General features: G+C 70.1%; 21 protein-coding genes. 7 read left to right on the top strand and 14 right to left on the bottom strand.

All coding sequences use genetic code 11. The annotated features are described in order from the left end of the window. Positions 1–16: 16 nt before the first annotated feature. Positions 17–1,858, bottom strand: a complete 1,842-nt coding sequence (locus M3E84_RS09070) for a hypothetical protein (protein ID WP_259895873.1) — start codon at positions 1,856–1,858, stop codon at positions 17–19. A gap of 72 nt (positions 1,859–1,930) precedes the next feature. Here M3E84_RS09070 and lipB point away from each other — a divergent pair, with 72 nt between their 5' ends. The 3 genes from lipB to M3E84_RS09055 all read left to right on the top strand — a co-directional run bounded on the left by lipB (position 1,931) and on the right by M3E84_RS09055 (position 4,700). Next, complete coding sequence (gene lipB, locus M3E84_RS09065; RefSeq protein ID WP_259895872.1) at positions 1,931–2,635, top strand: lipoyl(octanoyl) transferase LipB; 705 nt, start codon at positions 1,931–1,933, stop codon at positions 2,633–2,635. Between the two features lie 88 nt (positions 2,636–2,723). Next, the gene (gene lipA / locus M3E84_RS09060) at positions 2,724–3,734 is read left to right on the top strand and encodes a lipoyl synthase (protein WP_259895871.1); all 1,011 of its coding nucleotides are present in this window, start codon (positions 2,724–2,726) and stop codon (positions 3,732–3,734) included. A 180-nt stretch (positions 3,735–3,914) separates the two neighbouring features. Next, the gene (locus tag M3E84_RS09055; protein WP_259895870.1) at positions 3,915–4,700 is read left to right on the top strand and encodes a DUF4191 domain-containing protein; all 786 of its coding nucleotides are present in this window, start codon (positions 3,915–3,917) and stop codon (positions 4,698–4,700) included. A 68-nt stretch (positions 4,701–4,768) separates the two neighbouring features. Here M3E84_RS09055 and M3E84_RS09050 read toward each other — a convergent pair whose 3' ends face one another. Next, positions 4,769–5,209, bottom strand: a complete 441-nt coding sequence (locus M3E84_RS09050) for an RDD family protein (RefSeq protein ID WP_259895869.1) — start codon at positions 5,207–5,209, stop codon at positions 4,769–4,771. 227 nt (positions 5,210–5,436) lie between these two features. Between M3E84_RS09050 and glnA the strand changes: the two genes are divergently transcribed. Beyond that, positions 5,437–6,861 (top strand): type I glutamate--ammonia ligase, encoded by a 1,425-nt coding sequence (gene glnA / locus M3E84_RS09045; protein WP_259895868.1) that lies wholly within the window; start codon positions 5,437–5,439, stop codon positions 6,859–6,861. 157 nt (positions 6,862–7,018) lie between these two features. Here the strand turns inward: glnA and M3E84_RS09040 are convergent, their stop codons facing one another. Together M3E84_RS09040 and M3E84_RS09035 are read right to left on the bottom strand one after the other, a co-directional pair. Beyond that, a complete protein-coding gene (locus M3E84_RS09040) occupies positions 7,019–10,189 on the bottom strand; it encodes a bifunctional [glutamine synthetase] adenylyltransferase/[glutamine synthetase]-adenylyl-L-tyrosine phosphorylase (protein WP_259895867.1) in 3,171 nt (1,056 codons plus the stop codon). 16 nt (positions 10,190–10,205) lie between these two features. After that, positions 10,206–11,549 (bottom strand): glutamine synthetase family protein, encoded by a 1,344-nt coding sequence (locus M3E84_RS09035; protein ID WP_259895866.1) that lies wholly within the window; start codon positions 11,547–11,549, stop codon positions 10,206–10,208. Positions 11,550–11,689: 140 nt separating this feature from the next. Here M3E84_RS09035 and panB point away from each other — a divergent pair, with 140 nt between their 5' ends. After that, on the top strand, positions 11,690–12,601 hold the full coding sequence (gene panB / locus M3E84_RS09030) for a 3-methyl-2-oxobutanoate hydroxymethyltransferase (protein ID WP_259895865.1): 912 nt from the start codon (positions 11,690–11,692) through the stop codon (positions 12,599–12,601). Between the two features lie 123 nt (positions 12,602–12,724). Here panB and M3E84_RS09025 read toward each other — a convergent pair whose 3' ends face one another. Further along, positions 12,725–12,898: an SPOR domain-containing protein gene (locus tag M3E84_RS09025; RefSeq protein ID WP_259895864.1), complete on the bottom strand. Its 174-nt coding sequence runs from the start codon at positions 12,896–12,898 to the stop codon at positions 12,725–12,727. A 215-nt stretch (positions 12,899–13,113) separates the two neighbouring features. On the opposite strand from M3E84_RS09025, the gene map reads away from it, so the two are divergent. Further along, positions 13,114–14,022, top strand: coding sequence for a type I methionyl aminopeptidase (gene map / locus M3E84_RS09020; RefSeq protein WP_259895863.1), 909 nt, complete (start codon positions 13,114–13,116; stop codon positions 14,020–14,022). A gap of 29 nt (positions 14,023–14,051) precedes the next feature. Then, a complete protein-coding gene (ppgK, locus tag M3E84_RS09015; protein ID WP_259895862.1) occupies positions 14,052–14,960 on the top strand; it encodes a polyphosphate--glucose phosphotransferase in 909 nt (302 codons plus the stop codon). A 203-nt stretch (positions 14,961–15,163) separates the two neighbouring features. Here the strand turns inward: ppgK and nrdR are convergent, their stop codons facing one another. The 9 genes from nrdR to M3E84_RS08970 form a co-directional block, all read right to left on the bottom strand. Continuing rightward, positions 15,164–15,772: a transcriptional regulator NrdR gene (nrdR, locus tag M3E84_RS09010; protein ID WP_259895861.1), complete on the bottom strand. Its 609-nt coding sequence runs from the start codon at positions 15,770–15,772 to the stop codon at positions 15,164–15,166. A 2-nt stretch (positions 15,773–15,774) separates the two neighbouring features. Beyond that, entirely contained in the window at positions 15,775–17,232 is a 1,458-nt protein-coding gene (gene hisD / locus M3E84_RS09005; RefSeq protein ID WP_259895860.1) for a histidinol dehydrogenase, read from the bottom strand. Between the two features lie 63 nt (positions 17,233–17,295). Then, the gene (gene dnaE / locus M3E84_RS09000; protein WP_259895859.1) at positions 17,296–20,847 is read right to left on the bottom strand and encodes a DNA polymerase III subunit alpha; all 3,552 of its coding nucleotides are present in this window, start codon (positions 20,845–20,847) and stop codon (positions 17,296–17,298) included. A 114-nt stretch (positions 20,848–20,961) separates the two neighbouring features. After that, a complete protein-coding gene (locus M3E84_RS08995) occupies positions 20,962–21,921 on the bottom strand; it encodes an RluA family pseudouridine synthase (protein WP_259895858.1) in 960 nt (319 codons plus the stop codon). Beyond that, complete coding sequence (lspA, locus tag M3E84_RS08990) at positions 21,918–22,580, bottom strand: signal peptidase II (protein ID WP_259895857.1); 663 nt, start codon at positions 22,578–22,580, stop codon at positions 21,918–21,920. Before lspA ends, M3E84_RS08995 begins: the two co-directional genes overlap by 4 nt. A 130-nt stretch (positions 22,581–22,710) precedes the next feature. After that, the gene (locus tag M3E84_RS08985; RefSeq protein WP_259895856.1) at positions 22,711–23,388 is read right to left on the bottom strand and encodes a DivIVA domain-containing protein; all 678 of its coding nucleotides are present in this window, start codon (positions 23,386–23,388) and stop codon (positions 22,711–22,713) included. 282 nt (positions 23,389–23,670) lie between these two features. Further along, entirely contained in the window at positions 23,671–23,967 is a 297-nt protein-coding gene (locus M3E84_RS08980) for a YggT family protein (RefSeq protein WP_259895855.1), read from the bottom strand. Positions 23,968–23,972: 5 nt separating this feature from the next. After that, entirely contained in the window at positions 23,973–24,584 is a 612-nt protein-coding gene (locus tag M3E84_RS08975; RefSeq protein WP_259895854.1) for a cell division protein SepF, read from the bottom strand. Positions 24,585–24,855: 271 nt separating this feature from the next. Beyond that, a complete protein-coding gene (locus M3E84_RS08970; protein ID WP_259895853.1) occupies positions 24,856–25,578 on the bottom strand; it encodes a polyphenol oxidase family protein in 723 nt (240 codons plus the stop codon). Between the last annotated feature and the right edge of the window lie 179 nt (positions 25,579–25,757).

The raw sequence follows: 25,757 nt of genomic DNA, 5'->3' as shown, positions 1-25,757 counted from the left end.
CGCAGTCATCTCGGGCTCACAGTGGGGTGACATCCATGAGGCGCCACGCGCCGTCCTGACCGACCTCGAGCTCGATCGACACCTCCTGGCGCAGCGTGGCCTCGCCGTCGCCGGCGGGATCCAGGTCGGTGCCGGTGGCCTCCACCGTTCCTCTCACCGAGGCGGTGCGGCGCTCATCGCCGGTCATGGTGCCGTCAGCGGTCGTTCCCGCTGCCAGGGGCACGACGTCGACCAGCACCATCTGCAGGTCGGTGAAGGCACCCTCAGCCTGCGCCTGCTCCAGGGTCTGCAGATCATCGGCCAGGTCGGGGGCCGCCGGAAGGTAGACGGACTCCAGCTGATCCCGATCGCCCCTGCGCAGAGCCTCGCCGCGCTGGGCGATCAGGGCGGCCGAGGCGTACTCCGGGCTGCGCTGAGCGCTCACCGCCGCCGCGGCGGATGACGATCCGGGCGAAGACGCCGGCGTGGGCTCCGACGTCGGCATGAGCTGGGCCTCGGACGAAGACGACTCCCCCGCGTCCGCTGCCGCTGCGTCGTCGGCAGTCGGCTCCTCCGCCGTGACCGCCCCGTCTGCTGCGGCCAGCTCCTGCGCGCCGGCACCGCCCGGGACGTGCTCGGCGTCGCCCGCGGGGCTGGTGCTTTGGTCGTCGGGCCCGGAGAGCCGCTGCCACCCTGCCACGAGGCCGGCCGCGAGCACGATCGCTGCGGCCGCGGCGAGCACACGGCGCGGGCGTTGGAGGCTCGCGGGCGCCGAAGCCGACATCGACCCCGACGATCGCGTGCTCGCTCCGACCCGCCGAGTGCGCGGCCGCGCTGACCGAGCGTCGCGCCACGCGGTGCGGTGCTCCTCCACCGCCGTATCGCGCAGGTGCAGCAGCTGCAGGGGTTCGTGACGACCCTTGCTGTCGAGCGGAGAAGCCTCAGCCTCCGCGTCCGGGCCATCGCGATCAGCCGGGGTCTCGTCCGCTTCCAGCTCCCAGGCCGGTGCGCTCAGGGAGGCCGATTCGATCGCGGGGGCAGCGCCGGTCGGTCCCCCGTCCGCTGCGTCGCTGTGCACCCACGCAGTCTCCGCCGACTCGCAAGCGGCCGCCGACGGCCCCTCCTGGTGCAGCAGGGCCTCGAGCTGTGCGGCGGTGAGCATCCCGGGCCCGGCGCACTCCCGGCCCCCATCGCGGTCCGGGCCCTGAGCCCGGCCTGCCCGTTCGAGCACGAGGTCCAGCGCCTCGGCGGCCTGCGGCGCCAGCAGGGGGTGGGTGCTTCGCAGCGGAGGACGACTGCGCGAGGCGCTGGGCCGACGACCGGTGAGCACCGTGACCGCGGCCGAGGCGAGCAGGACCACGTCGGCGCGGCTGCGCTCCTCCAGCTCCGGGCCCTCAGCAGCATGTGCACCCGAGGCGGGAGAGATGACCAGCGCCCAGCCCCCATCTGCGGCGCGCAGAACGTCCTGCAGTCGAAGACGCTCGAGCACGGCCCCGCGGGCGTGCAGCTCCCGCAGCGCTGCGGCGAGATCCGCGGCCATGTGCACGGTCTCCTCCTGCTCGAGCGTCCCGGGATCCTCCAGCCGGCTGGCGAAGGACTCACCCAGGTCGTCGGGGGCGCTGTAGAGCACGGCGGAGTCGTCGTCGATCACCGCCCGCGGGATCACCAGCCGTGCGGTCTCCAGCCCCGCCAGCGCCTCGACGAGCGCGTTCCATCGGGGAGCCTCCTGCGGGTCGCCGAGTGCGAGTCGGCCGAAGGCCTCACCGGTCTGCCGGTGCGTGAGCCGCTGCCCGCCGGTCGACGTCCAGGGGCCCTCGCAGAGCAGCAGCTCGCGGAACGGGTCGTGGTCCCGGGTGGCCGCCGTGTGGTTGTCGTCCATGTGCCCAGCATGCTCTCGGCGAAAGGGCGTCTCGAGTTATCCACATCGCGGCGGCGGGCGTACCCTGATGACATGTCCCTTTCCATCGAGTCCCTCGGCATGGCTCCGGACCTGGTCCCCTACCGACCCGCCCTGCAGCTGCAGCGCACGGTGCACGACGACGTCGTCGCGGGCACGCGGGCCAACACGATCCTGCTGTGCGAGCACGAGCCGGTCTACACGGCCGGTCGACGCGCCGCGGCGGAGGAGTACCCGACGGATGGGACCGAGGTCGTGGAGATCGGCCGCGGCGGGAAGATCACCTGGCACGGCCCAGGCATGCTCGTGGTCTACCCGATCATGAAGCTGACCACCCCGATCGATGTCGTGAAGTTCGTGCGCGACATGGAGCAGCTGGTGCTGTCCGTGCTGCGCCGGCTGGGGCTGGAGGCCGTCACGGTCGAGGGCCGCTCGGGAGCCTGGATCCCCGCCGACGAGCGCGGCGGCGACCGCAAGATCTCCGCGATCGGCGTGCAGGTCTCCAAGCGGACCACCATGCACGGCATCGCGATCAACTGCAGCAACGATCTCGAGGCGTTCCGCAGCATCATCCCCTGCGGAATCACGGACGCTGGCGTGACCACGATCAGCCGCGAGCTCGGTCGCACCGTCACCCCGGCCGAGGTCAAGGACCTCGTGATCGACGAGCTGATTGCACGCGAGGCCGAGCTGTGCGAGGTCTCCGAGATCCCCGCAGACGCCGTGCCCCTGCCCTGGCCCGCCCCCAGCGCGGCCTGAGACGCCCCGGCCCGCACCACCGTGCGGACCGGCTGCACCCACAGACTGACCGGTTCCGGACCCTGGACCACAGACGAGGAGATTGCCCATGACCATCGCCCCCGAAGGCCGCCGCTTGCTGCGCGTCGAGGCCCGCAACGCCGAGGTCCCCGTCGAGAAGAAGCCGAACTGGCTGAAGAACACCGCGCACACCGGCCCGGAATACACCAAGCTGAAGTCCATGGCCCGCAGCCAGGGCCTGCACACCGTGTGCGAGGAGGCCGGCTGCCCCAACATCTACGAGTGCTGGGAGGACCGCGAGGCCTCCTTCCTCATCGGCGGGTCGGTGTGCACCCGTCGCTGCGACTTCTGCGACATCTCCACCGGCCGTCCCGAGCCCCTGGATCCGGAGGAGCCGCGCAAGGTCGCCGAGTCCATCCGCGACCTCGACCTGCGCTACGCGACCGTCACCGGCGTGGCCCGCGACGACCAGGCGGACGGCGCGTCCTGGCTCTACGCCGAGACCATCCGGGCCGTGCACGAGATCTCCCCGAGCACGGGCATGGAGATCCTGATCCCCGACTTCAAGGGCCGCCCCGAGTCGCTGCAGGAGGTCGTCGACGCCCAGCCTGAGGTCTTCGCGCACAACCTGGAGACCGTGCCGCGCATCTTCAAGAAGATCCGCCCGGCCTTCACCTACGAGCGCTCCCTCGAGGTCCTGAACTTCGCCAAGGACCAGGACCTGATCACCAAGTCCAACCTGATCCTGGGCATGGGCGAGTCGGATGAGGAGATCTACGAGGCGCTGTGCGACCTGCGCGACTCCGGCTGCGACATCATCACGCTCACGCAGTACCTGCGCCCGTCCAAGCTCTTCCACCCGATCGACCGCTGGGTCAAGCCCGAGCAGTTCGTGGAGTACGGCCGGATGGCCGAGGAGATCGGCTTCCTGAGCGTCATGGCCGGACCCATGGTGCGCTCCTCCTACCGCTCCGGGCGCCTCTGGGCGCGCGCCATGAACAAGCTCGGCCGTGAGATCCCCGAGCACCTCTCGCACATCACCGACGAGGGCTCGGCCGCACAGGAGGCCTCGACCCTGATCACCAAGCTCGGCCGCTGAGCCCTCCCCCGGTGCCTGCAGCGCACCGGGGTCCTTCGGGGGGGGCCGCCGGAGGCCGTCGCGTCCGGCGGGCCCTGTTGCCTCCCTCAGCCGCTAGACTGGCCCCGCTCCGCCGCCGCTCGCCCACCAGCGCGATGACCGGACGGCCACCCGCACCATCTCGACCACGAGGAACCATCCGTGTCTGATCGCACTCCCTCCCGCAGCAAGGGCGCCACCGCTGCCGATCCCAAGGCCGCCAAGGCCAAGGCCAAGCAGGAGAAGCGCGAGGCCAAGGCCAAGCGGAAGTCCGAGCGCGGTCCCGGGCCCTTCGCCCAGATCAAGCAGGTCTTCCAGATCACTAAGGAGCAGGACCCGAACATCACCCTCAAGCTCATCGCGATCGCGCTGGGCGTGCTGGTGGTCTTCCTGCTGCTGGGCCTGCTGCTCAACAACTGGATCACCTGGCTGCTGATCGGCATTCCCTTCGCCGTGCTGCTGTGCTTCTGGTTCCTCTCCCGACGAGCCGAGAAGGCCGCCTTCGCCCGCATCGAGGATCAGCCCGGTGCCACGGGCGCCGCGCTGTCCACGCTGCGCCGCGGCTGGATCGTCGAGGAGCAGCCGGTGCAGGTCGACCCCCGCAACCGCGACCTGGTCTTCCGCGCCATCGGCCGCCCCGGTGTGGTGCTCGTGACCGAGGGCCCCACCGGCCGCGCCCGCAAGCTCGCCGAGAAGGAGCGCCGTCGCGTGGGACCGCGCGTGCGCAACGTTCCCATCCACATCATCGCCGCCGGTCCGCGCGAGGATCAGGTGCCGCTGAACCAGGTTTCCAAGCACGTCCGCAAGCTCGAGAACAAGCTGACCAAGCGGGAGGTCTCGGCGGTGCACCAGCGCCTGTCCACCCTGCGCTCCGATCAGCTGCCGATCCCCAAGGGCGTGGACCCCATGCGCGCCCGCCCGGATCACAAGGCGCTGCGCGGACGCTGATCCCGCTCCGAACGCGCGAAGAGGCCCCGGATGTCACCGACGTCCGGGGCCTCTTCGCGTGGTCGTGCTCAGCGGATGCGCACCAGCACCGTGCCGATCAGTCGATCGTTGAGCCCGCGCTGGTCGCGATCCATGATCAGCGCCGGGATCACCAGGGCGAGGAGCACGGTGCGCACGAACGCCCTGGCGAAGCCGATCGGGCGGCCATCGAGGGTCTGGACCTGCATCCCCAGGACCAGGTGGCCCACCGAGTGGCCCATGAACCCCACCGCCAGGATCGTGAGCACCAGCCAGATCCCGGTGATGCCGAGGTTAACCCACTCGTAGGGCAGCAGCGCCCAGGCCAGCGCCACCGCGATGCCCCAGTCGATGCACAGGCCTCCCACGCGGCGGATCAGGCTGGGAATCGATCCGGGCCCGTCCTGGGGTCGCCCCAGAACCTGTCCCGGATAGCCCTCCGCGTGCTCGGGAAGAGGGCTCATCCGGCGGGAGTCGTCGTGCTCGGTCATCCGCTCAGCCTACCGGGGTAGCCGCGGCGGCTCCGGCGGATCCTGCGCGCTTCGGGCGTGCGCGGAGGCTCGGCCGATAGGATGAGATCCGAAACACCCGCGAAACACGAGGGTCACGGCTGGGCAACGGCGCCTCCGTAGGGTCGAAGACGATCCGCTAGGGGCTCGGCCCGTCGTGCGGAAGACCGCTGGCAGGGCGGCCGCCCCACACCATGAAGGAGTACGCAGTGTTCAAGACAGCAGAAGAGGTCCTCGCTTTCATCAAGGAGGAGGATGTCGTCTTCGTCGACGTCCGGTTCACCGACATGCCGGGGGTCCAGCAGCACTTCAACCTCCCCGCCAAGGCCGTCGACGACGACTTCTTCGTGAACGGGCAGCTCTTCGACGGCTCCTCGATCCGCGGCTTCGCCGGCATCGCCGAGTCCGACATGCAGCTCATCCCGGACGTGGCCACCGCGTTCGTGGACCCGTACCGGATCGAGAAGACGCTCAATGTCACCTGCTCGATCGTCAACCCCCGCACCGGCGAGCCCTACCACCGCGATCCCCGCGGCGTGGCCGAGCGCGCCGAGGCCTACATGCGCTCCACCGGCATCGCAGACACCGCGAACTTCGCCCCCGAGGCCGAGTTCTTCATCTTCGAGGACGTCCGCTACGACGTCCAGCCGCAGGGCTCCTTCTACGCCGTGGACTCCGACGAGGCCCCGTGGAACTCGGGCCGCCGGGAGGAGGGCGGCAACCTGGCCAACAAGACGTCCGTGAAGGGCGGCTACTTCCCGGTCTCCCCCACGGACAAGCAGGCGGATCTGCGCGACGCCATCTCCGTGACCCTGGACGAGGTCGGTCTGGAGGTCGAGCGCGCCCACCACGAGGTCGGCGCCTCCGGCCAGGCGGAGATCAACTACCGCTTCGACACCCTGACGCATGCGGCCGACGACCTCCAGAAGTTCAAGTACGTCGTGAAGAACACCGCTGAGGCCTGGGGCAAGACCGCCACGTTCATGCCCAAGCCGGTCTTCAACGACAACGGCTCCGGCATGCACTGCCACCAGTCGCTGTGGAAGAACGGCGAGCCGCTGTTCTACGACGAGAAGGGCTACGCCGGGCTCTCCGATCTTGCCCGCTGGTACATCGGCGGCCTGCTCGAGCACTCCTCAGCGGTGCTGGCCTTCACCAACCCCACGGTGAACTCCTACCGCCGCCTGGTGAAGGGCTTCGAGGCCCCGGTCAACATGGTCTACTCGCAGGGCAACCGCTCCGCCGGCATCCGCATCCCGATCACCGGCACCAGCCCCAAGGCCAAGCGCCTGGAGTTCCGCGCCCCGGATCCCTCCTGCAACCCGTACCTGGCCTTCGCCGCGCAGCTGATGGCCGGCCTGGACGGCATCCGCAACCGCATCGAGCCGGCGGATCCGATCGACAAGGACCTCTACGAGCTGCCGCCCGAGGAGGCCAAGGACATCAAGAAGGCCCCGGGCTCGCTCGAGGAGGCGCTGATCGCGCTCGAGGAGGATCACGAGTTCCTGCTGCAGGGCGACGTCTTCACCGAGGACACTCTGTCCTCCTGGATCGAGTACAAGCGCGAGATGGAGCTCAAGCCGCTCTCGCTCGTCCCGCACCCCCTCGAGTTCAAGCTCTACTACGGGGTCTGATCCCTCAGCAGCACCACGGCAGGGGCCGCGATCGTCGAGGCGATCGCGGCCCCTGTTGCTTTCTGCGAATGAGCCGGCGCATCAGCTGCTGCAGAGGACCCCGCGGGCCCGACGGCCGACGGAGCCAGGCCCTCGCCGACGATCGGGTGCGGTCTGCTCAGAGGCCGTAGAACAGCCGCTCGAAGACGGCGCGGGCCTGACGGGTGGTGCGCAGGTAGTCGTCCTCGAGCAGCTCGGAGCTGCCCGGCGGATAGCCGCACCAGCGAGCGACGGCCTCCATATCCTGTCCCGCAGACGGCAGGACATCAGAGGTCCGCCCGGTGCGCAGCACGTTGCCATTGCGGATGGCAGTGCACAGGCGCCAGGCCTTGGCCAGGGCGTGCGCGTCCTCGGAGTCCATCAGCTCGGCCTGCACCGCGGCCTCGAGCCCGCCCAGGGTGGAGGTGGTGCGCAGCCCGGGGTGCTGGTGGGCGTGCTGCAGCTGCATGGTCTGCACGAGCCACTCGACGTCCGAGAGCCCTCCGCGGCCCAGCTTCACGTGCCGGGCGGGATCCGCGCCGCGCGGCAGGCGCTCATTCTCCACGCGGGCCTTCATGCGCCGGATCTCGTTGAGCTGGCGCTCGGTGAGCTCCGCCGGGTAGCGGTAGGGGTCGATCAGCTCCGTGAACCGCTCCGCGAGCAGGTCCGAGCCCGCCATGGGACGGGCCCGGGTCAGCGCCTGGAACTCCCACGTGTCTGCCCAGCGGCTGTAGTACTCGGCATAGGATTCCAGGGAGCGGACCATGGGCCCGGAGCGGCCCTCGGGGCGCAGGTCGTTGTCGATCTCCAGCACGCGCTCGGCCACGATGGGCGGATCGCACGGCCGCTTGAGCAGCTGGACCATCCGCTCGATCACCCGCTTCGCCTGATCCCCCGGCTTCTGCGGCGGGGCCTCCTCGGCGGCGTCGGAGCCAGAGACCAGCCCCAGCTCGTGGCGATCGGGGTGGTCGTGGCCGTCTTCGCAGGGGACGTAGACGTAGAGGACATCGGCGTCGGAGCCGTAGCCGATCTCGCGACCGCCCTGGCGCCCCATGGCGACCACGAGGACGTCGGCCGTCCACGCTGCGCCGTGCTCGCGGTGCAGCTCGCGCTCGGCGGAGTACAGGGCGCCGAGCACCGTGGCGCGGTCGATGTCCGACAGCGCCGCGACGACCTGCTCGACGTCGATCAGCCCGGCGGTGTCGGCCAGCGCCACGCGCAGCGACTCCCGTCGCCGCATCAGGCGGATCATGCGCACGGCCGACTCGGCATCCGGGTGGCGGCCCATCTGCGCGTGGGTCTCGGCCCACAGAGTGGCGAAGGAGCGCGGCTTGAGCTCGGCGTCCGTGCCCAGCCAGGCGGTGGCCTCCGGCAGCGTCTCGAGCATGTCCGAGATGTAGCGCGAGGAGGAGAGCACGTGGCACAGCCGCTGCGCGCCGGTGTTGGAGTCGCGCAGCATCCGCAGATACCAGGGCGAGGTGCCCACCTCCTCCGACACGCGTCGGAAGCCGAGAAGCCCGGCGTCCGGATCGACGCCCTCGGCGAACCACTCGAGCAGCACCGGCAGCAGCGTGCGCAGGATGCTGGCCCTGCGGCTCACGCCCTTGGTCAGTGCCCCGAGGTGACGGTGCGCCGCCTTGGGATCGCGGTAGCCCAGTGCCTTGAGGCGGTCTCGGACCTGATCCTGGTTCAGCTCCACGCCCTCGAAGGAAGTGTTCGTGATCGCGGCCAGCAGCGGACGGTAGAAGATCCGCTCGTGCATGCCGCGCACGGCCCGACGGGTCTTCTGCCACCGCTCCATCAGGTCGTCGCCGCCGGTGCGCGCGCCTGCCCCGGGCGGGCGCATGCTGGCGGCGATCACGGCCAGCTCAGCCGTGGAGGTGGGCATCAGGTGGGTGCGACGCATGCGGAAGAGCTGGATGCGGTGCTCGAGGAGGCGCAGCCAGCGGTACTGCGCGCCGAACTCCTCGGCATCGGCACGACCGATGTAGCCGGCCTGGGCCAGCGCTCTCAGCGAGTCCGTGGTGGCCTGGGTGTGCACGGTCTCGTCGCCGCGACCGTGGACCAGCTGCAGCAGCTGGACCGTGAACTCGACGTCGCGCAGTCCCCCGGGCCCGAGCTTGATCTGGCGATCCCGCTCGTCCGAGGGGATGTTGTCCATGACCCGTCGGCGCATGGCCTGCACCGAGGACACGAAGCCATCGCGCTGGCTGCAGTCCCACACCATGGGCGAGATCGCCTCGAGATAGCGCTGCCCCAGCTGCGCATCCCCTGCGATGGGGCGTGCCTTGAGCAGGGCCTGGAACTCCCAGGACTTGGCCCACTTGCGGTAGTAGCGCACGTGCGAGTCCAGCGTGCGCGACAGCGGCCCGTCCTTGCCCTCCGGGCGCAGGTTGGCGTCCAGCTCCCACAGCGGGGCCTCGAGGCCGTTGGACATCACGGCCTTGGCGGTCCCGCTGGCCAGCGCCGTGGCCAGCACGGCGGCGCGGTCGTCGTCGATCGGCTCGCTGCCGTCCTCGCCGCCGAACGGGTCCACGATGTCGTGGACGTAGACGACGTCCACGTCCGAGATGTAGTTCAGCTCCCGGGCCCCGCACTTGCCCATGCCGATCACGCTGAGCCGGATGCGCTCGAGCTCCTCCGGATCGGCGTGGACCGAGCCCTCGCCCTCCAGGATGTCGGCGCGCGAGACGGCCAGCCCGGCCTCGATCGCGGCTGCGGCCAGATCCGCGAGCTGCCGCCCGACCGCCGGCAGGTGCTCGACCGGATCGGCGGCCCCCACATCGCCCAGGGCGATGCGGATGAGCTGGCGGCGGTACTCGACGCGCAGGGCCGCGGCGCCGTCGTCTCCGCTGCTCTGCGCGACGGGCGTGCCCGCCTCCGGGTCGGCGCCCACGCTGCGCAGGAGGCTCGAGCGCAGCTGCTCGGCCGAGATCTCCTCCGGCTGCGGATCCAGGGGATCATCCAGCAGGTCCAGGTGCTGCGGGTGCGACTCGAGGAACCCGCCGAGGGCCTCCGAGCAGCCCAGCAGCCGGATCAGCGTCTGCGCCTTCTGCTGGTCCTGGAGGCGGGCTGCGGCACGCGGCTCGGCCTCGATCAGGCGCACCAGGCATCGCACGGCGGCGTCCGGGGAGCCGGTCTGCTCGAGATGCCCGAGCAGCGGGTCGAGCTCGACGCCCTTCAGCTCATCGAAGCCCAACCAGCGCCGAGCCGTGCGCAGGTCATCGAAGCCCGCCTTGACCAGGCGCCGATCCGGCAGCTTCTCGAGCGCCTCGGGGAGGGCGGTGGCAGTGTCCTGTTCCTCGCTCATGTGCCGGGACTTCCTCTCAGAGCAGGCCGAGGTTGGTCTCGAGCTCGTAGCGGGTCACCACGGTGCGGTAGGAGTCCCACTCGGCGCGCTTGTTGCGCATGATGTGGCCGAAGACCTGCTCGCCGAGCAGCTCGGCCATGAATTCGGAGTCCTCGGCCATCCGGATGGCGTCGTGCAGGGAGCCGGGCATGGGCTCGTGCCCGGCCACGCGCCGCTCCGCGCTGGACATGGCGCCCAGGTCGTCCGACTCGACCTCCGGCAGCTCCATCTCCTCCTCGATCCCCTTCAGCCCAGCTGCGAGCACGCCGGCGTAGGCCAGGTAGGGATTGGCTGCCGAGTCCAGACCGCGGTACTCGATGCGCGCGGCCTGGACCTTGTCCGGCTTGTACAGCGGCACGCGCACCAGCGCCGAGCGGTTGTTGTGGCCCCAGGAGACGTAGGAGGGGGCCTCGTCGCCTCCCCACAGGCGCTTGTACGAGTTCACGAACTGGTTGGTGAGGATCGCCATCTCCGGGGCGTAGCGCAGGACGCCGGCGATGAAGTGCCCGGCCACTCGCGAGAGCTGGAACTCCGCGCCCGCCTCGAAGAACGCGTTGGTGTCGCCTTCGAACAGGGAGAAGTGGGTGTGCATACCCGAGCCGGGGTGGCTGCCGAAGGGCTTGGGCATGAAGGTCGCGTACGAGTCGTGCTTGAGCGCCGATTCCTTGACGATCGTGCGGAAGGTCATGATGTTGTCCGCGGTCTGCAGGGGATCCGCGTAGCGCAGGTCGATCTCGTTCTGGCCCGGGCCGGCCTCATGGTGGGAGAACTCGACCGAGATCCCGACCTCCTCGAGCATGAGCACCACGTCGCGGCGGAAGTTCTGCACCACGCCGCCGGGGGTGTGATCGAAGTAGCCCTCGCTGTCCACCGGGGTGGGCTCCCCCGTGTCCGGGTCCAGGCGCGAGGACTCCAGCAGGTAGAACTCGATCTCCGGGGAGGTGTAGCAGGTGACGCCCTGCTCGGTGGCCTTGGCCAGCACGCGCTTGAGCACGCCGCGGGGATCCGCCATGGACGGCTCGCCGTCCGGGGTGAGGATGTCGCAGAACATGCGGGCAGTGGGCTGGTCCTCACCGCGCCACGGCAAGATCTGGAAGGTCGAGGGATCCGGCTGCAGGAGCATGTCCGACTCGGTGACCCGCGAGAAGCCCTCGATCGAGGAGCCGTCGAAGCCCAGCCCCTCCTCGAAGGCCGATTCGACCTCCGCCGGGGCCAGCGCCACCGACTTCAGCGTGCCCGTCACGTCCGTGAACCACATGCGCACGAAGCGGACGTCGCGGTCCTCGATGGTGCGCAGCACGAACTCCTGCTGACGGTCCATGGGGTCTCCTTATGGCTCGAGTGCTCGCCCCAGGGCGAGGGGTCGTCGCCGATGACGACCCGGTGCGGTGCCGAGTCCCAGCCTATCGGCAGGCTCGGACGACGACCCGGCGCGCCGCGTCCGACGCGTACCCTGGCATCATGACTGATGCAGCCTCCTCGGATCATGCCTCCGCTCGCCCGGACTCGGCGCCCTACCCCTCGAGCGCCGCGGTGCCCGCGGCCGCCGCTCAGCCCTCCGCACAGGGGCTGCAGGCCATGGCCCGGGTGCGCACACGGCATCTGCAGGAGGCCAAGGACTCCGGCGAGCGCTTCACCATGCTCACGGCCTACGACGCCATGATCGCCGGGGTCTTCGACTCCGCCGGGATCGACACCCTCCTGGTCGGCGACTCCGCCGGCAGCACGGTCTTCGGGCAGTCCTCGACGCTGCCTGTGACGCTCGAGCAGATGATCATGCTCTCGGCCGCGGTCTCCCGCGCGACCCATCGCGCCCTGGTGATCGCCGATCTGCCCTTCGGCTCCTACGAGGAGTCTCCGCAGCAGGCCGTGCGCTCGGCGGTGCGGCTGCTCAAGGAGGGCGGGGTCCATGCGGTGAAGATCGAGGCGGACGTCGCCCTGGCCGAGCACGTGCGCGCCGTGGTGCGCGCCGGGATCCCGGTGATGGGCCATGTGGGCTTCACCCCGCAGTCCGAGCATGCCCTGGGCGGCTACCGGGTCCAGGGCCGCGGCGAGACGGCCCGACGCGTCCTCGACGACGCCCTGGCGCTGCAGGAGGCCGGTGCATTCTCCGTGCTGCTCGAGATGGTCCCGGCGCAGACCGCGCAGGAGGTCGACGCCGCCCTGGACGTGCCGACCGTCGGCATCGGCGCAGGTGCTGCGACCACCGGGCAAGTGCTCGTATGGCAGGACCTGCTCGGGCTCAATGGCGGACGCGTTCCTCGGTTCGTGGCTCAGTACGCCGATCTGCGCTCCACGATCACCGCGGCCGTGAGCCGCTACGCCGACGACGTCCGCGGCGGCGCCTTCCCGGGGCCCGAGCACACCTTCTGAGCCCGCCGGCCAGCACCCTCGCACTCCTGCTCGAGGGCGCGGCCCGCCACGGCGCTGAGACGAGGACCCCGACGGCTGGGCTGCCGTCGGGGCCCCCGTCGAGGCTCAGCGCAAGCGCGAGGCTCAGTCGTCGCGGAACTCGCGCTCCTTCTCGTCCCAGGCCTTCGACTTGGCCGCCGCGGTCTCCAGCGCCCTGCGCGCCTCGTCCTCGGTGGCGTAGGGGCCCAGCAGCTGGCTGTAGTCCGACTGCTGGCCCTGCTCGATCTGACCGCTGCTGAGGTTGTACCAGTACTCCATGATCCGACCTGCCCTCCCGGTGCCGTCGTGCGGCGCAGGCCCTCGGGGCCGTGCGTCCGGCTCGCTGCGCGAGCGCTTCCGCCGCCCAGTATCCCCCACCGGCGCCGCCGCGCAGAAAGCACTGCTGCGACGTCGGCGGCGAGAACTAGGCTGGGGGCAGACGACCCGACGCAGCGACGTCGAGGACCCCTGCCCAGAATGGAGCGCCGATCACCGTGTCCACCCCGTCCCACAACCTCCCCGCCGAGCCCGGTGCGGCCCCGATCGGGCGCCTGCGCCCCGGAGCCATCGGGAAGTCGCGCCAGGTGCCCGGGCGCATCGTCCGGCCCGAGTACGTGGGGAAGCAGGAGCCGGACGAGGGCAGGTGCTCGAACGTCTACACCCCGGAGGAGATCGAGCTCGTGCGGGCGGCCGGCACCATCGCCGCCGACGCCCTGCAGGAGGCCGGGAAGGCCTGCGTGCCGGGCACGACCACCGATGAGCTGGACCGGATCGCCCACGAGTACATGTGCGATCACGGGGCGTACCCGTCGTGCCTGGGCTATCGCGGCTTCCCCAAGTCGATCTGCACCTCGCTCAACGAGGTCATCTGCCACGGCATCCCTGATTCGACCGTCCTCGAGGACGGCGACATCATCAACCTCGACGTCACCGCATACAAGGACGGGATGCACGGCGACACCAACGCCATGTTCCTGGTGGGCGAGGTCGACGAGCAGTCCCGCCTGCTCGTGGAGCGCACGCAGGAGTCGCTGAACCGCGCCATGAAGGCGGTGCGCCCGGGCCGTGAGATCAACGTCATCGGACGGGTGATCGAGAAGTACGCCCAGCGCTTCGGATACGGTGTGGTCCGCGACTTCACGGGTCACGGAGTGGGCCACGAGTTCCACACCGGGCTGATCATCCCGCATTACGATGCCGCGCCCTCCTATGCCACAGAGATCGTTGCGGGCATGATCTTCACCATCGAGCCCATGCTCACCCTCGGATCCATCCAGTGGGAGCAGTGGGACGACGACTGGACGATCACGACCGCCGACCGGCGCCGCACCGCCCAGTTCGAGCACACCATGGTGGTCACCGACGACGGCGTGGATGTCCTCACGCTGCCCACGGCCGCCTGAGCCTGCACCGCCGATCGAAGGGAGCCGACATGGCAGCCAAGAAGAACTCCACGAAGCCCGCGGAGAAGATCACCGCCGAGGACGTCACCACGGACTCGCCGGTCCGCGACGATGACACCACTCCCCCTGCGCCGTCCGCCGGCTCGGCCTCGAGCCTGCGGCGATTCATCGGCATCGACGTCGGCGGCACCGGCATCAAGGGCGGCATCGTCGATCTGGAGGCCGGGGACCTGATCGGTGAGCGCTACCGCATCCCCACCCCGCAGCCGGCCACGCCGGAGGCCGTGGGCAAGGTCATCGGTGAGATCGTGGCCGTGCTGCAGGACCGCGAGGGCGCCCCGGAGCCCGGCTCCCCCATCGGGGTGATCGTGCCGTCGATCGTCAAGAACGGCGTGACCAAGCTGGCCGCCAACATCGACGAGTCCTGGGTGGGGGCGAACATCGCGGAGATCTTCGCCGAGTCCCTGGGGCGTCCGATCGCCGCCCTCAACGACGCCGACGGCGCCGGCCTGGCCGAGGCCCGCTACGGAGCCGGCAAGGGCGTCGAGGGCCTTGTCATCATGCTGACGCTGGGCACGGGCATCGGCGCGGCCCTGATCATGGACGGTCGCCTGGTGCCCAACGCCGAGCTCGGCCACCTGGAGCTCGACGGCCACGACGCCGAGACCCGTGCCTCTGCCGTGGCGCGCGAGCGTCAGGAGCTGTCCTACAAGAAGTGGGCCACCCACCGCCTGCAGCCCTACTTCGAGCACGTGCAGATGCTGTTCTCCCCGGACCTGTTCGTGGTCGGCGGGGGCGTGTCCAAGAAGTCGGACAAGTTCCTGCCGCTGCTCGAGCTCGAGACGCCGGTGGAGGTGGCTCAGCTGCGCAACAATGCCGGCATCGTGGGCGCGGCCCTGTGGGCCGAGGAGGATCAGCGCCGCCACGCGGAAGCCTGAGTCCGTCTCGCCCGGCAGCCTGCGGAATCTTCCGATCGGCCCCGGGCAGTGCAAAGGCCCGTCAGGCTTCGCGGCTTCCCCTCCGCAACCCCTGACGGGCCTTGTGCGTTCACTATATAGGCCGTTTCCGACCCCCGGCAAGGCGCCGATCGCCAGGGGCGGAATCCGTCCCGAAGCCCCAGGTCACAGCCGGGAGGCTCCGGTCACAGCAGCCTCGCCTGCTCGGGACTGTCCTCTGTCTCGGCCGACTCGGCGGCCTGTCGTCGCTGCGCGGAGGTGCGCCGCTCGGCGGAGGTGCGCCGCTTGGAGCGCCGCGGGGCGGCCACCCCGTCATCCACGAGGTACTGCTGGCCGATTGCCTGGGCGGCGCGCTCTGAGCGCAGCACCTCGATCGCGTTCTCGAAGTCGTCCAGGTCGCTGAAGGCCTGGTACACGGAGGCGAAGCGCAGATAGGCCACCACGTCCAGGCGGCGCAGCGGCTTGAGGATGGCCAGCCCGACCTCGTCGGCCTCGATCTCGGCGATCCCGGCCGCCCGCACCGACTCCTCGACCTCTTGAGCCAGCTTGGCCAGGTCGTCCTCGTTCACCGGCCGGCCCTGGCATGCCTTGCGCACGCCGGAGACGATCTTCTGGCGCTCGAACGGCTCGGTGACGCCTGAGCGCTTGATCACCGAGATGGTGGTGGTCTCCATGGTGGAGAATCTCCGCTTGCACGCGGCGCACTGGCGGCGGCGCCGGATCGCGGCGCCGTCGTCGGTGGTGCGCGAGTCCACGACCTTGGAGTCGGGATGGCGGCAGAACGGGCAGTGCACGCTCAGCCCTCCGTGTCGGCGGCGGGCTCGGCGCAATCCTGCGCGCGCACGGTGACGGCCACGCCGTGGTTGGGCAGGTCCTCCGCCTCGGCCAGCGCCGAGATCGCCGGCTCCAGGTGCAGCAGTGCGTCCCGGTCGTACTCGATGATCTGCACGGCCTTCATGAAGCTCGTGGTGCACAGTCCCTGGGCGTGCACGGCCGAGCCCCCTGTGGGCAGCACGTGGTTGGAGCCGGCCGCGTAGTCCCCCAGCGGCACCGGGCTGTATGGACCCACGAAGATCGCCCCGGCATTGCGCACCCGGGCTGCCACTGCGCGCGGCTCGGCGGTGTGGATCTCGAGGTGCTCGGCGGCGTAGGCATCAGCCACAGCGATCGATTCCTCGAGGCTGTCGGTGAGCACCACACCGGACTGCTCGCCCTCCAGCGCGGTGCGGATGCGCTCTGCATGGCGCGCCGAGCCGGCCAGCTCCACGATGGCCTCGGCCACCTGCTGGGCGATCTGCGGGCTATGGGTGATCAGCACCGACCCGGCCAGCGGGTCGTGCTCGGCCTGGGAGATCAGATCGGCGGCCACGTAGCGCGGCTGCGCGGTCTCGTCGGCGATCACGGCGATCTCGGTGGTGCCGGCCTCGGCGTCGACGCCCACGACCGAGCGCAGCTGGCGCTTGGCGGTCGCCACGAACAGGTTGCCCGGCCCGGTGATGGTGTGCACGGGCTCCAGGACGTCGCGGCGGTCCTCGCCCTCGTCGATGACGCCGTGGGCCATGGCGGCCAGGGCCTGGGCCCCGCCGATCGCCCAGACCTCGTCCACGCCGAGCAGCCCGGCAGCGGCCAGGATCGTGGGGTGCGGCAGGCCGTCGAACTCGGCCTGCGGCGGGGTGCACAGCACGACCGACTCGACGCCAGCGGCCTGGGCGGGCACCACGTTCATCACGACCGACGACGGGTAGACGGCCAGCCCGCCGGGGACGTAGAGGCCCACGCGCTGCACCGGGGTCCACCGGTGGACCAGCCGGGCTCCGGGAGCCACCTCGATCTCGGCATCGGCCGGCCGCTGGGCCGCAGCGAAGGCGCGGCAGCGCTCGATGGCCGACTCAAGCCCCGCGCGCACCGCCGGGTCCAGCTCCCGCACGGCCTGCTGGATCTGCTCGGGAGCCACCCGGAGGCGATCCTGCTCGACCTTGTCGAAGCGCGCTGCGTACTCCCGCAGCGCCTGGGCACCGCGCACGCGCACGTCCGCGATGATTGCCCGGACGGTGTCATCGGCGTCCTGACGGGTGCCATCGGTCTGCCGAGGCACGACGGCGCGCAGCTGCGCCCAGTCCAGCTCCTGCCCACGAAGGTCGATCGTGCGCAGCGCGGGACCGGAGCTGCCGTCCTGACCATGATGCGACGCGGCCGGGGCTCCCGAGGCGGCGGGGACGACGGAGGGCACGGGGTTCTCAGGATTCGCGTTCACGGCGCCCATTCTAGGCCCCGGCAGATTCGCCCCCCGGGACCCCACTGTCCCGTCCGCGTGGACTCAGCCCTCCAGGCAGGCGGGCCCCAGCAGGACCTTGAGGTCGCCGAAGAACGCCGGTCCGGCCTCCACCCGGTACTGCGGGGGCAGCTGCCAGACCTGCGTGGCGCGCTGGGTGCCCACGCGCAGGCGGACCTCCGAATCGCCGCGATGGCTGCGCAGCACCGAGGCGAGCTCCCCGACCGTCTGCTCGTTGAGCCTGCGCTCGGGCACGGTGATGGTGACCGGCCCGGCGTGGCCCTCCGGATGGATCTCCGGCAGGGTCAGCTCCATGGCCGACATGGACACGGAGCCGTCGTCGCGCTTCTGCACGCGGCCCTTGATCGAGCAGATCAGGTCCTCGGCCAGCACCCCGGCGATGGGGGCGTAGACCTTGCCGAAGAACATGATCTCGATCGAACCGGTGCGGTCCTCGAGCTCGATCCGGGCGTAGGCGTTGCCCGAGGACTTGGCGATCCTGCGCTGGACCGAGGTGATCATGCCGGCGAGCGTGACCATCGCCCCGTCCGGCTTGCCGCCGTCCTCGGCGAGCACCTGCTGCACCGAGGTGTCCGAGTGCTCGGCCAGCGCCTGGTCCAGTCCGCGCAGCGGGTGATCGGAGACGTAGAGACCGAGCATCTCGCGTTCGAAGGAAAGCATGTCTTTGCGCTCCCACTCCGGAAGATCCGGGACCTCGACCTGCAGTCCCTCGCCCTCCGACTCGGACGTGTCCCCGCCCATGGCGAAGATGTCGAAGGTGAACTCGCCCTTGGCCTCGTTCTTCTTCTGCGACACGACGTCGTCGATGGCCTGCTCGTGGACATCCACGAGCGAGCGGCGGGTGTGCCCGAGCTGATCGAAGGCCCCCGACTTCACGAGCGATTCGATCGTTCGCTTATTGCACACCACGAGCTCGACCTTGGAGAGGAAGTCGTTGAACGACGTGAAGGCGCCCTCCGAGGTGCGAGCGCGCACGATCGCCTCCACCACGTTGGCGCCCACGTTGCGCACGGCGGCCATGCCGAAGCGGATGTCCTCCCCCACGGGCGTGAAGTTCACGACGGACTCGTTGACATCCGGCGGCAGCACGGTGATGCCCATGCGGCGGCACTCATTGAGGTACAGCGCCAGCTTGTCCTTGTCATCGCCCACCGACGTCAGCAGCGCGGCCATGTACTCGGCCGGATAGTGCGCCTTGAGATAAGCGGTCCAGTAGGACACCAGCCCGTAGGCGGCGGTGTGCGCCTTGTTGAACGCGTAGTCGGAGAACGACTCCAGGACGTGCCACAGGGTGTCGGCAGCCTCCCGGGAGTACCCGTTCTTCTCCATTCCGCCGAAGAAGAAGTCCTTCTGCTTGTCCAGCTCGGACTTCTTCTTCTTGCCCATGGCCCGGCGCAGCAGATCCGCCTGTCCCAGCGTGTAGTCCGCCACCTTCTGCGCCACGGCCATGACCTGCTCCTGGTAGACGATCAGGCCGTAGGTGAGGTCCAGGATCTCCGCCAGGGGCTCCTCAAGCTCCGGGTGGATGGGGGTGATCTCCTGCTGGCCCGTCTTGCGCAGGGCGTAGTTGATGTGCGAATTCACGCCCATGGGGCCGGGGCGGTACAGCGCCAGCACAGCGGAGATGTCCTCGTACTGATCCGGGCGCATCATCTTCAGCAGCTGGCGCATGGGTCCGCCGTCGAGCTGGAACACGCCCAGGGTGTCGCCGCGGGCCAGCAGCTCGTAGGAGGCCTTGTCGTCCAGGGCCAGGCCCTCGAGGTCCAGCACGAAGCCGTCGCGGTTGCGGGTGATGTTCTCCAGGGCGTCGGAGATGATCGTGAGGTTGCGCAGCCCCAGGAAGTCCATCTTGATCAGCCCGAGACCCTCGCACGTGGGGTAGTCGAACTGGGTGATGATCTGCCCGTCCTGCTCGCGGCGCATGAGCGGGATGATGTCGATCAGCGGATCCGAGGACATGATCACGCCGGCGGCGTGCACGCCCCACTGCCGCTTGAGCCCCTCGAGACCCTGGGCGGTCTCGAAGACCTTCTGCGACTCCGGGTCCTCCTGCAGGACCTCGCGCAGCTCGGCGGCCTCGTCGTAGCGCTTGGCGTCCTCGTTGTAGACGTCCGCCAGTGAGATGCCCTTGCCCATGATGTCCGGCGGCATGGCCTTGGTGAGCTTCTCGCCCATGGAGAACGGGTATCCCAGCACGCGCGAGGAGTCCTTGAGCGCCTGCTTGGCCTTGATGGTGCCGTAGGTGACGATCATGGCCACGCGTTCGTCGCCGTACTTCTCGGTCACGTAGCGGATGACCTCCGGGCGGCGGCGGTCATCGAAGTCGATGTCGAAGTCCGGCATGGACACGCGCTCGGGGTTCAGGAAGCGCTCGAAGATCAACCCGTGCTCCAAGGGGTTCAGCTCCGTGATGCGCATGGCGTAGGCGACCATGGAGCCGGCGCCGGAGCCGCGCCCCGGCCCCACGCGGATGCCCTGCGCCTTGGCCCAGGTGATGAAGTCGGCGACCACCAGGAAGTACCCGGGGAAGCCCATCTGCAGGATGATCCCCTTCTCGTATTCGGCCTGCTCGCGCACCTCCGAGGGCACGCCGTCCGGGAAGCGGTAGTCGAGTCCGCTGTCGACCTCCTTGGCGAACCAGGATTCCTCGGTCTCGCCGTCCGGGACGGGGAAGACGGGCATGAACTTGCCCACCGTCTCGTCGAACTCGACATGGCAGCGCTCGGCGATCTCCAGGGTGTTGTCGCAGGCCTCCGGGTAGTCCCGGAAGAGATCCCGCATCTCCGCGGCCGACTTGAGATAGAACTCGTCGGCATCGAACTTGAAGCGCTTGGGGTCGGCCAGCGTGGAGCCGGACTGCACGCACAGCAGGGCGGCGTGCGCCTTGGCGTCCTCGGCATTCGTGTAGTGGAGGTCGTTCGTGGCGACCAGGGGCAGCTGGAGGTCCTTGGCCAGCTTCATGAGGTCCTGGTGGACGTCCTTCTCGATGCCCAGACCGTGATCCATGATCTCGCAGTAGAAGTTCTCCGGGCCGAAGATGTCCCGGAACTCGGCGGCGGCGTCGATCGCCTCCTTGTACTGACCCAGCCGCAGACGGGTCTGGATCTCCCCGGACGGGCAGCCGGTCGTGGCGATCAGGCCCTTGCCGTAGCGGTTGAGCAGATCCCGGTCCATACGGGGCTTGTAGAGCTGGCCCTCCAGGGAGGCGTAGCTCGAGGCCCGGAACAGGTTCTGCATGCCCTCGGTGGTCTCGGCCAGCAGGGTCATGTGGGTGTAGGAGCCGGCGCCGGAGACGTCGTTGCGGCCGCCGTCGGCGAACTTCACGCGCGTGCGATCGGCACGTGCGGTGCCGGGGGTCAGGTACGCCTCCACGCCGATGATCGGCTTGATCCCAGCCTTGTTGGCCCGCGACCAGAAGTCGTAGGCGCCGAAGACGAAGCCGTGGTCGGTCGTGGCCAGCGAGTCCATCCCCTGGGCGTGGCAGGCCTCGAACAGGTCGTCGAGTCGGGCGGCGCCGTCAAGCATGGAGTACTCGGTGTGCACGTGCAGATGCGTGAATCCCTTGCCCTGAGTCATCGCCAGGATCCTATCCGCAGCCTCCGACGCGTCGGGGGTCGACACCGGTGCCGCTGATCACGCGCCGCTGACCGGGACGACGGTTCCGCCGTGGGCGCACTCGGCGCTGGTGCCTCAGCGCGGTCCGCCGTCGCGCAGGGTCTCCAGCGCCCAGCTCAGGTCCGCCGGCGGCTCGGAGGTGAACGAGACCCGCTCCCCCGTCCCCGGGTGCTCGAATCCGAGCCGGTGAGCGTGCAGCCACTGCCGGGTCAGGCCCAGCCCCGCCGACAGCGCGGGGTCGGCGCCGTAGGTCAGATCGCCGGCGCAGGGGTGCTTCAGCGCGGAGAAGTGCACGCGGATCTGATGGGTGCGCCCCGTCTCCAGATGCACTTCCAGCAGCGTGGCGCGCCCGAAGGACTCGAGCGTCTCATAGTGGGTCACGGAATCGCGCCCGCCCTCGATCACCGCGAAGCGCCACTCGTAGTCGGGGTGCCGGGCGATGGGGGCCTCGATGGTGCCCCTCATGGGCTCGGGCATGCCCTGCACGACCGTGTGGTAGATCTTCTCGACCGTGCGCTCCTTGAAGGCGCGCTTGAGCGCGGCATACGCCCGCTCGGAACGCGCCACGACCATGAGTCCCGAGGTCCCCACGTCCAGGCGGTGCACGATGCCCTGCCGCTCGGCCGCCCCCGACGTGGACACGGTGATCCCCGCTCCCGCCAGGGCGCTGAGGACCGTGGGGCCCGACCAGCCCGGCGACGGGTGCGCGGCCACCCCAGCCGGCTTGTCGATCACCACGATGTCCGCGTCCGCGTGGATGACCGAGAAGCCGTCGACGGTCTCCGGCACGATCACCGACAGGTCGATCTCCTCCGGCATGAGGACGCGCACGACGGCACCCTCGGCGAGCTTGCGCGACTTGGCGATCGGTGCGCCGCCGAGCCGGACCTCTTCGGCCTCGAAGAGCCTTCCGGTCGCGGTGCGCGACAGTCCGCTGAGCTGGGCCACGATCGCATCGGCCCTGGCGCCGGCCAGCTCCGCCGGCACCTGCAGCTCACGCGACTCGCGCTGCGGGGACTGAGACGCCGCGCTCATCGGGCAGACCCCTCACTGGAGGCATCGCCGGCGGAGGAGTCGTGGTCGACGACGCGATCCTGAGCTGAGTCGGTGCGGGGAGCTTCGGCGGATCCCGTGCCCTCGGTCCCGGGGCGATCGCGCCCGGAGCGGGTGCCGTCGGGCTCGCGGCCGAAGAGGATCAGCGCCGCCGTCAGGATGACGCCCACGACCACGCCGGAATCGGCGACGTTGAACACCGCGAAGCCCTGGACATGGATGAAGTCGACCACGTGCCCGTTCGGGAACCCAGGCCAGCGCAGCAGCCGGTCCGTGAGGTTGCCGGTGGCCCCGCCGAGCACCAGTCCCAGGCTCAGTGCCCAGGCCAGCGAGCGCACTCGCGGAAGGTAGACGAGGATGCCGACCGAGACGATCGCCATGATCGCTGTGAACACCCAGGTGAAGCGCTCCCCCATGGAGAAGGCCGCACCGGGATTGAGGATGTAGTGCCACTGCAGGAGGCCGTCGATCAGGGGGATCTGCTGGCCCAGCGTCATGGTCCGCTCCACGAGGGCCTTGGTCCCCTGGTCCAGCCCATAGACCACGACGGCGCACAGCAGCGCGAGGATCAGCACAGCCCCCCGGCCCCGTCTCCGTGCGGCGGCGCTGCGGGTCTGCTGCTCAGGGGCGGGTGAGGACATGTGGCTGTGCACCGGGCTCTCTCGCGGGAGGCGGATCGAGGGCGGTCCTGTGCGGACCGAACGGGGTCGAGGACGAGCAGACGCCGCGCACCGACCCGGTGACGGGGAAGGCGCGCGGCGTCAGCTCGGATCAGCGGGCGTCCGAGGAGGACTCGGGGGCCAGCGACGGAGCGGTCTTGATCTCCTCGAGCTGCCCGCCGATGAACTCGGCCAGACGCTCGCGGTAGGACGACTCGAAGCTGCGCAGATCCGAGACGGCGACCTCGAGATCGCGGCGCTCCTTCTCCAGGGAGGAGAGGACCTCGGTCTTGGTGGTCTCGGCCTCCGAGACGAGGCCGTCGGCGCGGGTGCGGGCCTCATCGATCAGGCGATCGCGCTCGGCGCGGCCCTCGTCGACGTACTGGTCGTGCAGCTTCTGGGCCATGGCGAGCACGCCGGCAGCGCTCTCGGCGGAAGCGGTGTAGTCATCCGCTGCGGGCTGGGGCTTCTCGGACGGAGCCGCGGTCTCGACAGGAGCCTCCGGCTCCTGGGCGACCGGGGCGCTGTCGCGCTCGAGGGTCTCCTGCTCCGGGGCGGAGCTCTGGGCGGCGGCGGCGCTCGAGGTCTCGGCGCCCGAGGCCGCAGCGGGGGCCTCGGTGGAGCCCGCTCCATCCAGGCGATCGCGCAGCTCCGCGTTCTCCTGGTTCAGGCGACGCAGCTCGACGACGATCTCGTCCAGGAAGTCATCGACCTCATCCTGGTCGTAGCCCTCGCGGAACTTGGTCGGCTGGAATCGCTTGTTGATGACGTCTTCCGGGGTCAGAGCCATGGAATGTGCTTCTCCTCAAAACAATGGGGTCGGGTTCCGCCGCCCGAGCCAGTGAACACGCCTCGAGACAACGAGATCCGCGAGTCCGATCCTGCTAGCCCTGCAGGTCATGCCTCAGCGCAGCGCACCCCGACGCTGGGGGCCTTCGACGCCTCACACTACATGCTCGGCAGGGCGCCGACGCGGGTGAGCTCGTCCCCGGTTGTGATTGTGGCTGAACTGTCACATGAGCCTCAGCTCACGCCCATCTGCGGGCCTCGGCACAGCCCCCTCCCGGGGCCCTCAGACCGACAGCAGCAGGGAGATGCAGATGCTCTCGAGGATGACCAGAGCGAAGATGAGGATCATCGAGGAGAGGTCCAGGGCGATCCCGCCCAGGCGAAGCGGCGGGATCAGGCGTCGCAGCGGATTGAGGATGGGATCGGTCACGGCGTAGATGCTTGAAGCCAGCACCAGCGAGGCGCCGTGGGGGCGCCATCCGCGGGCGAAGGACTGGATCATCTCCACCGCGAACCTGCCGAGCACGACCAGGATCAGGACGTGCACGAGCAGATAGAGGATCGCGTAGACGATCGTCATGGCGCTCAGGCCTCTGCGGCGTCGAGGTCCTCGTCCGCGGCGACCGAGGAGTCGACGACTTCGACGTAGGACGGGGTGAGCAGGAACACGGTGGTGGTCACACGCTCGATCGAGCCGTGGAGGGCGTAGACCAGCCCGGCTGCGAAGTCCACGAGGCGCTTGGCCTCGGTCTCGGCGAGGTCGCTCAGGTCCATGATGACGGGCGTGCCGTCGCGGAAGGACTCGCCCACCGACTTGGCGTCGTTGTAGGAGCGCGGGTGGACGGTCGTGATGGTCCGCATGTCGTCTGCATCCTCTCGGGATGTCGAGGGGGCACGCTTGATCGGCGTGACGGGGGCTCGGTACTCGGAGTCTCGACCAGGCTCGCGCACGGCACGGGGGCGCGGCTGCTCGGCGGCACGGCGCTGCGCAGCGGAGTCGCCGTCGCGGGGGTCGCGCCCGACGGCCTCCGCGCGGCTGTCGGATCCCCGCCCCTCGGGCGCACGGCGGGGGCCGTCGTCCCGGGCGGGGCGATCCTCGCGCGGCTGCGGGGCGCGCGAGCGGTCGTAGTCCTCGTCGTGGCCCTCCGGCTCGGCCAGGCCCAGACGGATCATGGCTCGGCGCATCGACTGGCTCACGCGCGACCCTCCTCGCTCTGACTGCACCGCGGTGCAGGTGATGGTCTTCGACTCCGACCGTCCCGGCGGACCGCATCTGCGGGGCGCGGCAGGCGCCCCGGGGATCCGGCCCGGCACCGCTCGATCCGAGGGATCGGCGGCAGGGAGGTCGACCGTCAGGCTACCCGACTCCCCTGCCGCCGCACGTCAGCCGTGCCGGTCGACAGTGCGCTGTGTGCCCGTCACCACGTCCCCGCCGGGGTGGACCTCCCTGAGGTCTCACCCAGCCTGCTCACGGCAGCGGGACGACGATCCCCGCGATCCGTCCGCTGGAGGGGTCGCGGCGGTGGGAGGACAGGGCCTCGTTCTCCAGCGTGCAGCGCGGGGTCTGCTCCGTCACGACCTCGACCTGAACATCCAGCTGCCTGAGCTGGCGTGCGGCGGCGCCGGGCAGGTCGAGCCCAGGGCTGCCCCAGCGGGTCGTCGTGCGGATGCCGGGCAGGCTCTCCTCGGACTCCCCGGCCATCGGCTCGGGCACCTCATAGCACTCGGCGCACACGCACGGCCCGATCTGCGCGCTGATGCGTTCGGCTCCGCGCACCCGCATGGCCTCGACGACAGCCGGAAGGACGCCGTCGAGCAGGCCGCGGCGGCCCGCGTGGGCCACTGCGGTCAGCGGCATCGACACCGCACCGCCGTGGCGGAGCTCGCCGATCAGCACGACCGGGACGCAGTCGGCGACCATGACGGCCAGCGGGCGCCCGGTCGCCGAGACCGCGGCGTCGCCGGTGCAGACCTCACCGGGGCCTGCCGCATCCGCGTCGACCACGTGGGTGCCGTGGACCTGGTCCAGGTACAGCACGGTGTCGGGATCCACCCCGAGGTCGAGGGCCGCGCGGTCACGACGGGCGCGCACGGCGTGGGCGTCGTCGGGGACGTGCAGGGCCAGGTTGCCCAGATTCCTGTCGGTGAACACCGTGCGGACGCCGAGCCGCTGAGACGAATGCCAGTACATGGGCCCGACCCTATCGGCATCAGCCCCCCACGTCGGAGTCCGTCCACCCGCCCCCTGGCCGCATTCTCGTCGGAGGCCACTCGACGCGGGCGGCGCAGCACGCACCACCGGGGCGCATGCTGTGGAGAGGCGCTTGCCGCAGGGCGCTCCACAAGGAGCGGGACGCATGACGAAGGCGG

Origin of the sequence: Kocuria sp. p3-SID1428 (genome assembly GCF_025149945.1) — a bacterium.
In the GTDB taxonomy this organism is placed as follows: Bacteria; Actinomycetota; Actinomycetes; order Actinomycetales; family Micrococcaceae; genus Kocuria.
The sequence above is the reverse complement of the archived record's forward strand: the minus strand, read 5'-3'. Positions and strand labels throughout refer to the sequence as shown.

Excerpts from the sequence above, each read along its gene's own strand:
- M3E84_RS09070 (WP_259895873.1), bottom strand. The coding sequence starts at position 1,858 with ATGGACGACAACCACACGGCGGCCACCCGGGACCACGACCCGTTCCGC.
- lipB (WP_259895872.1), top strand. The coding sequence starts at position 1,931 with ATGTCCCTTTCCATCGAGTCCCTCGGCATGGCTCCGGACCTGGTCCCC.
- lipA (WP_259895871.1), top strand. The coding sequence starts at position 2,724 with ATGACCATCGCCCCCGAAGGCCGCCGCTTGCTGCGCGTCGAGGCCCGC.
- M3E84_RS09050 (WP_259895869.1), bottom strand. The coding sequence starts at position 5,209 with ATGACCGAGCACGACGACTCCCGCCGGATGAGCCCTCTTCCCGAGCAC.
- M3E84_RS09040 (WP_259895867.1), bottom strand. The coding sequence starts at position 10,189 with ATGAGCGAGGAACAGGACACTGCCACCGCCCTCCCCGAGGCGCTCGAG.
- M3E84_RS09035 (WP_259895866.1), bottom strand. The coding sequence starts at position 11,549 with ATGGACCGTCAGCAGGAGTTCGTGCTGCGCACCATCGAGGACCGCGAC.
- panB (WP_259895865.1), top strand. The coding sequence starts at position 11,690 with ATGACTGATGCAGCCTCCTCGGATCATGCCTCCGCTCGCCCGGACTCG.
- M3E84_RS09025 (WP_259895864.1), bottom strand. The coding sequence starts at position 12,898 with ATGGAGTACTGGTACAACCTCAGCAGCGGTCAGATCGAGCAGGGCCAG.
- ppgK (WP_259895862.1), top strand. The coding sequence starts at position 14,052 with ATGGCAGCCAAGAAGAACTCCACGAAGCCCGCGGAGAAGATCACCGCC.
- dnaE (WP_259895859.1), bottom strand. The coding sequence starts at position 20,847 with ATGACTCAGGGCAAGGGATTCACGCATCTGCACGTGCACACCGAGTAC.
- M3E84_RS08995 (WP_259895858.1), bottom strand. The coding sequence starts at position 21,921 with ATGAGCGCGGCGTCTCAGTCCCCGCAGCGCGAGTCGCGTGAGCTGCAG.
- lspA (WP_259895857.1), bottom strand. The coding sequence starts at position 22,580 with ATGTCCTCACCCGCCCCTGAGCAGCAGACCCGCAGCGCCGCCGCACGG.
- M3E84_RS08985 (WP_259895856.1), bottom strand. The coding sequence starts at position 23,388 with ATGGCTCTGACCCCGGAAGACGTCATCAACAAGCGATTCCAGCCGACC.
- M3E84_RS08980 (WP_259895855.1), bottom strand. The coding sequence starts at position 23,967 with ATGACGATCGTCTACGCGATCCTCTATCTGCTCGTGCACGTCCTGATC.
- M3E84_RS08970 (WP_259895853.1), bottom strand. The coding sequence starts at position 25,578 with ATGTACTGGCATTCGTCTCAGCGGCTCGGCGTCCGCACGGTGTTCACC.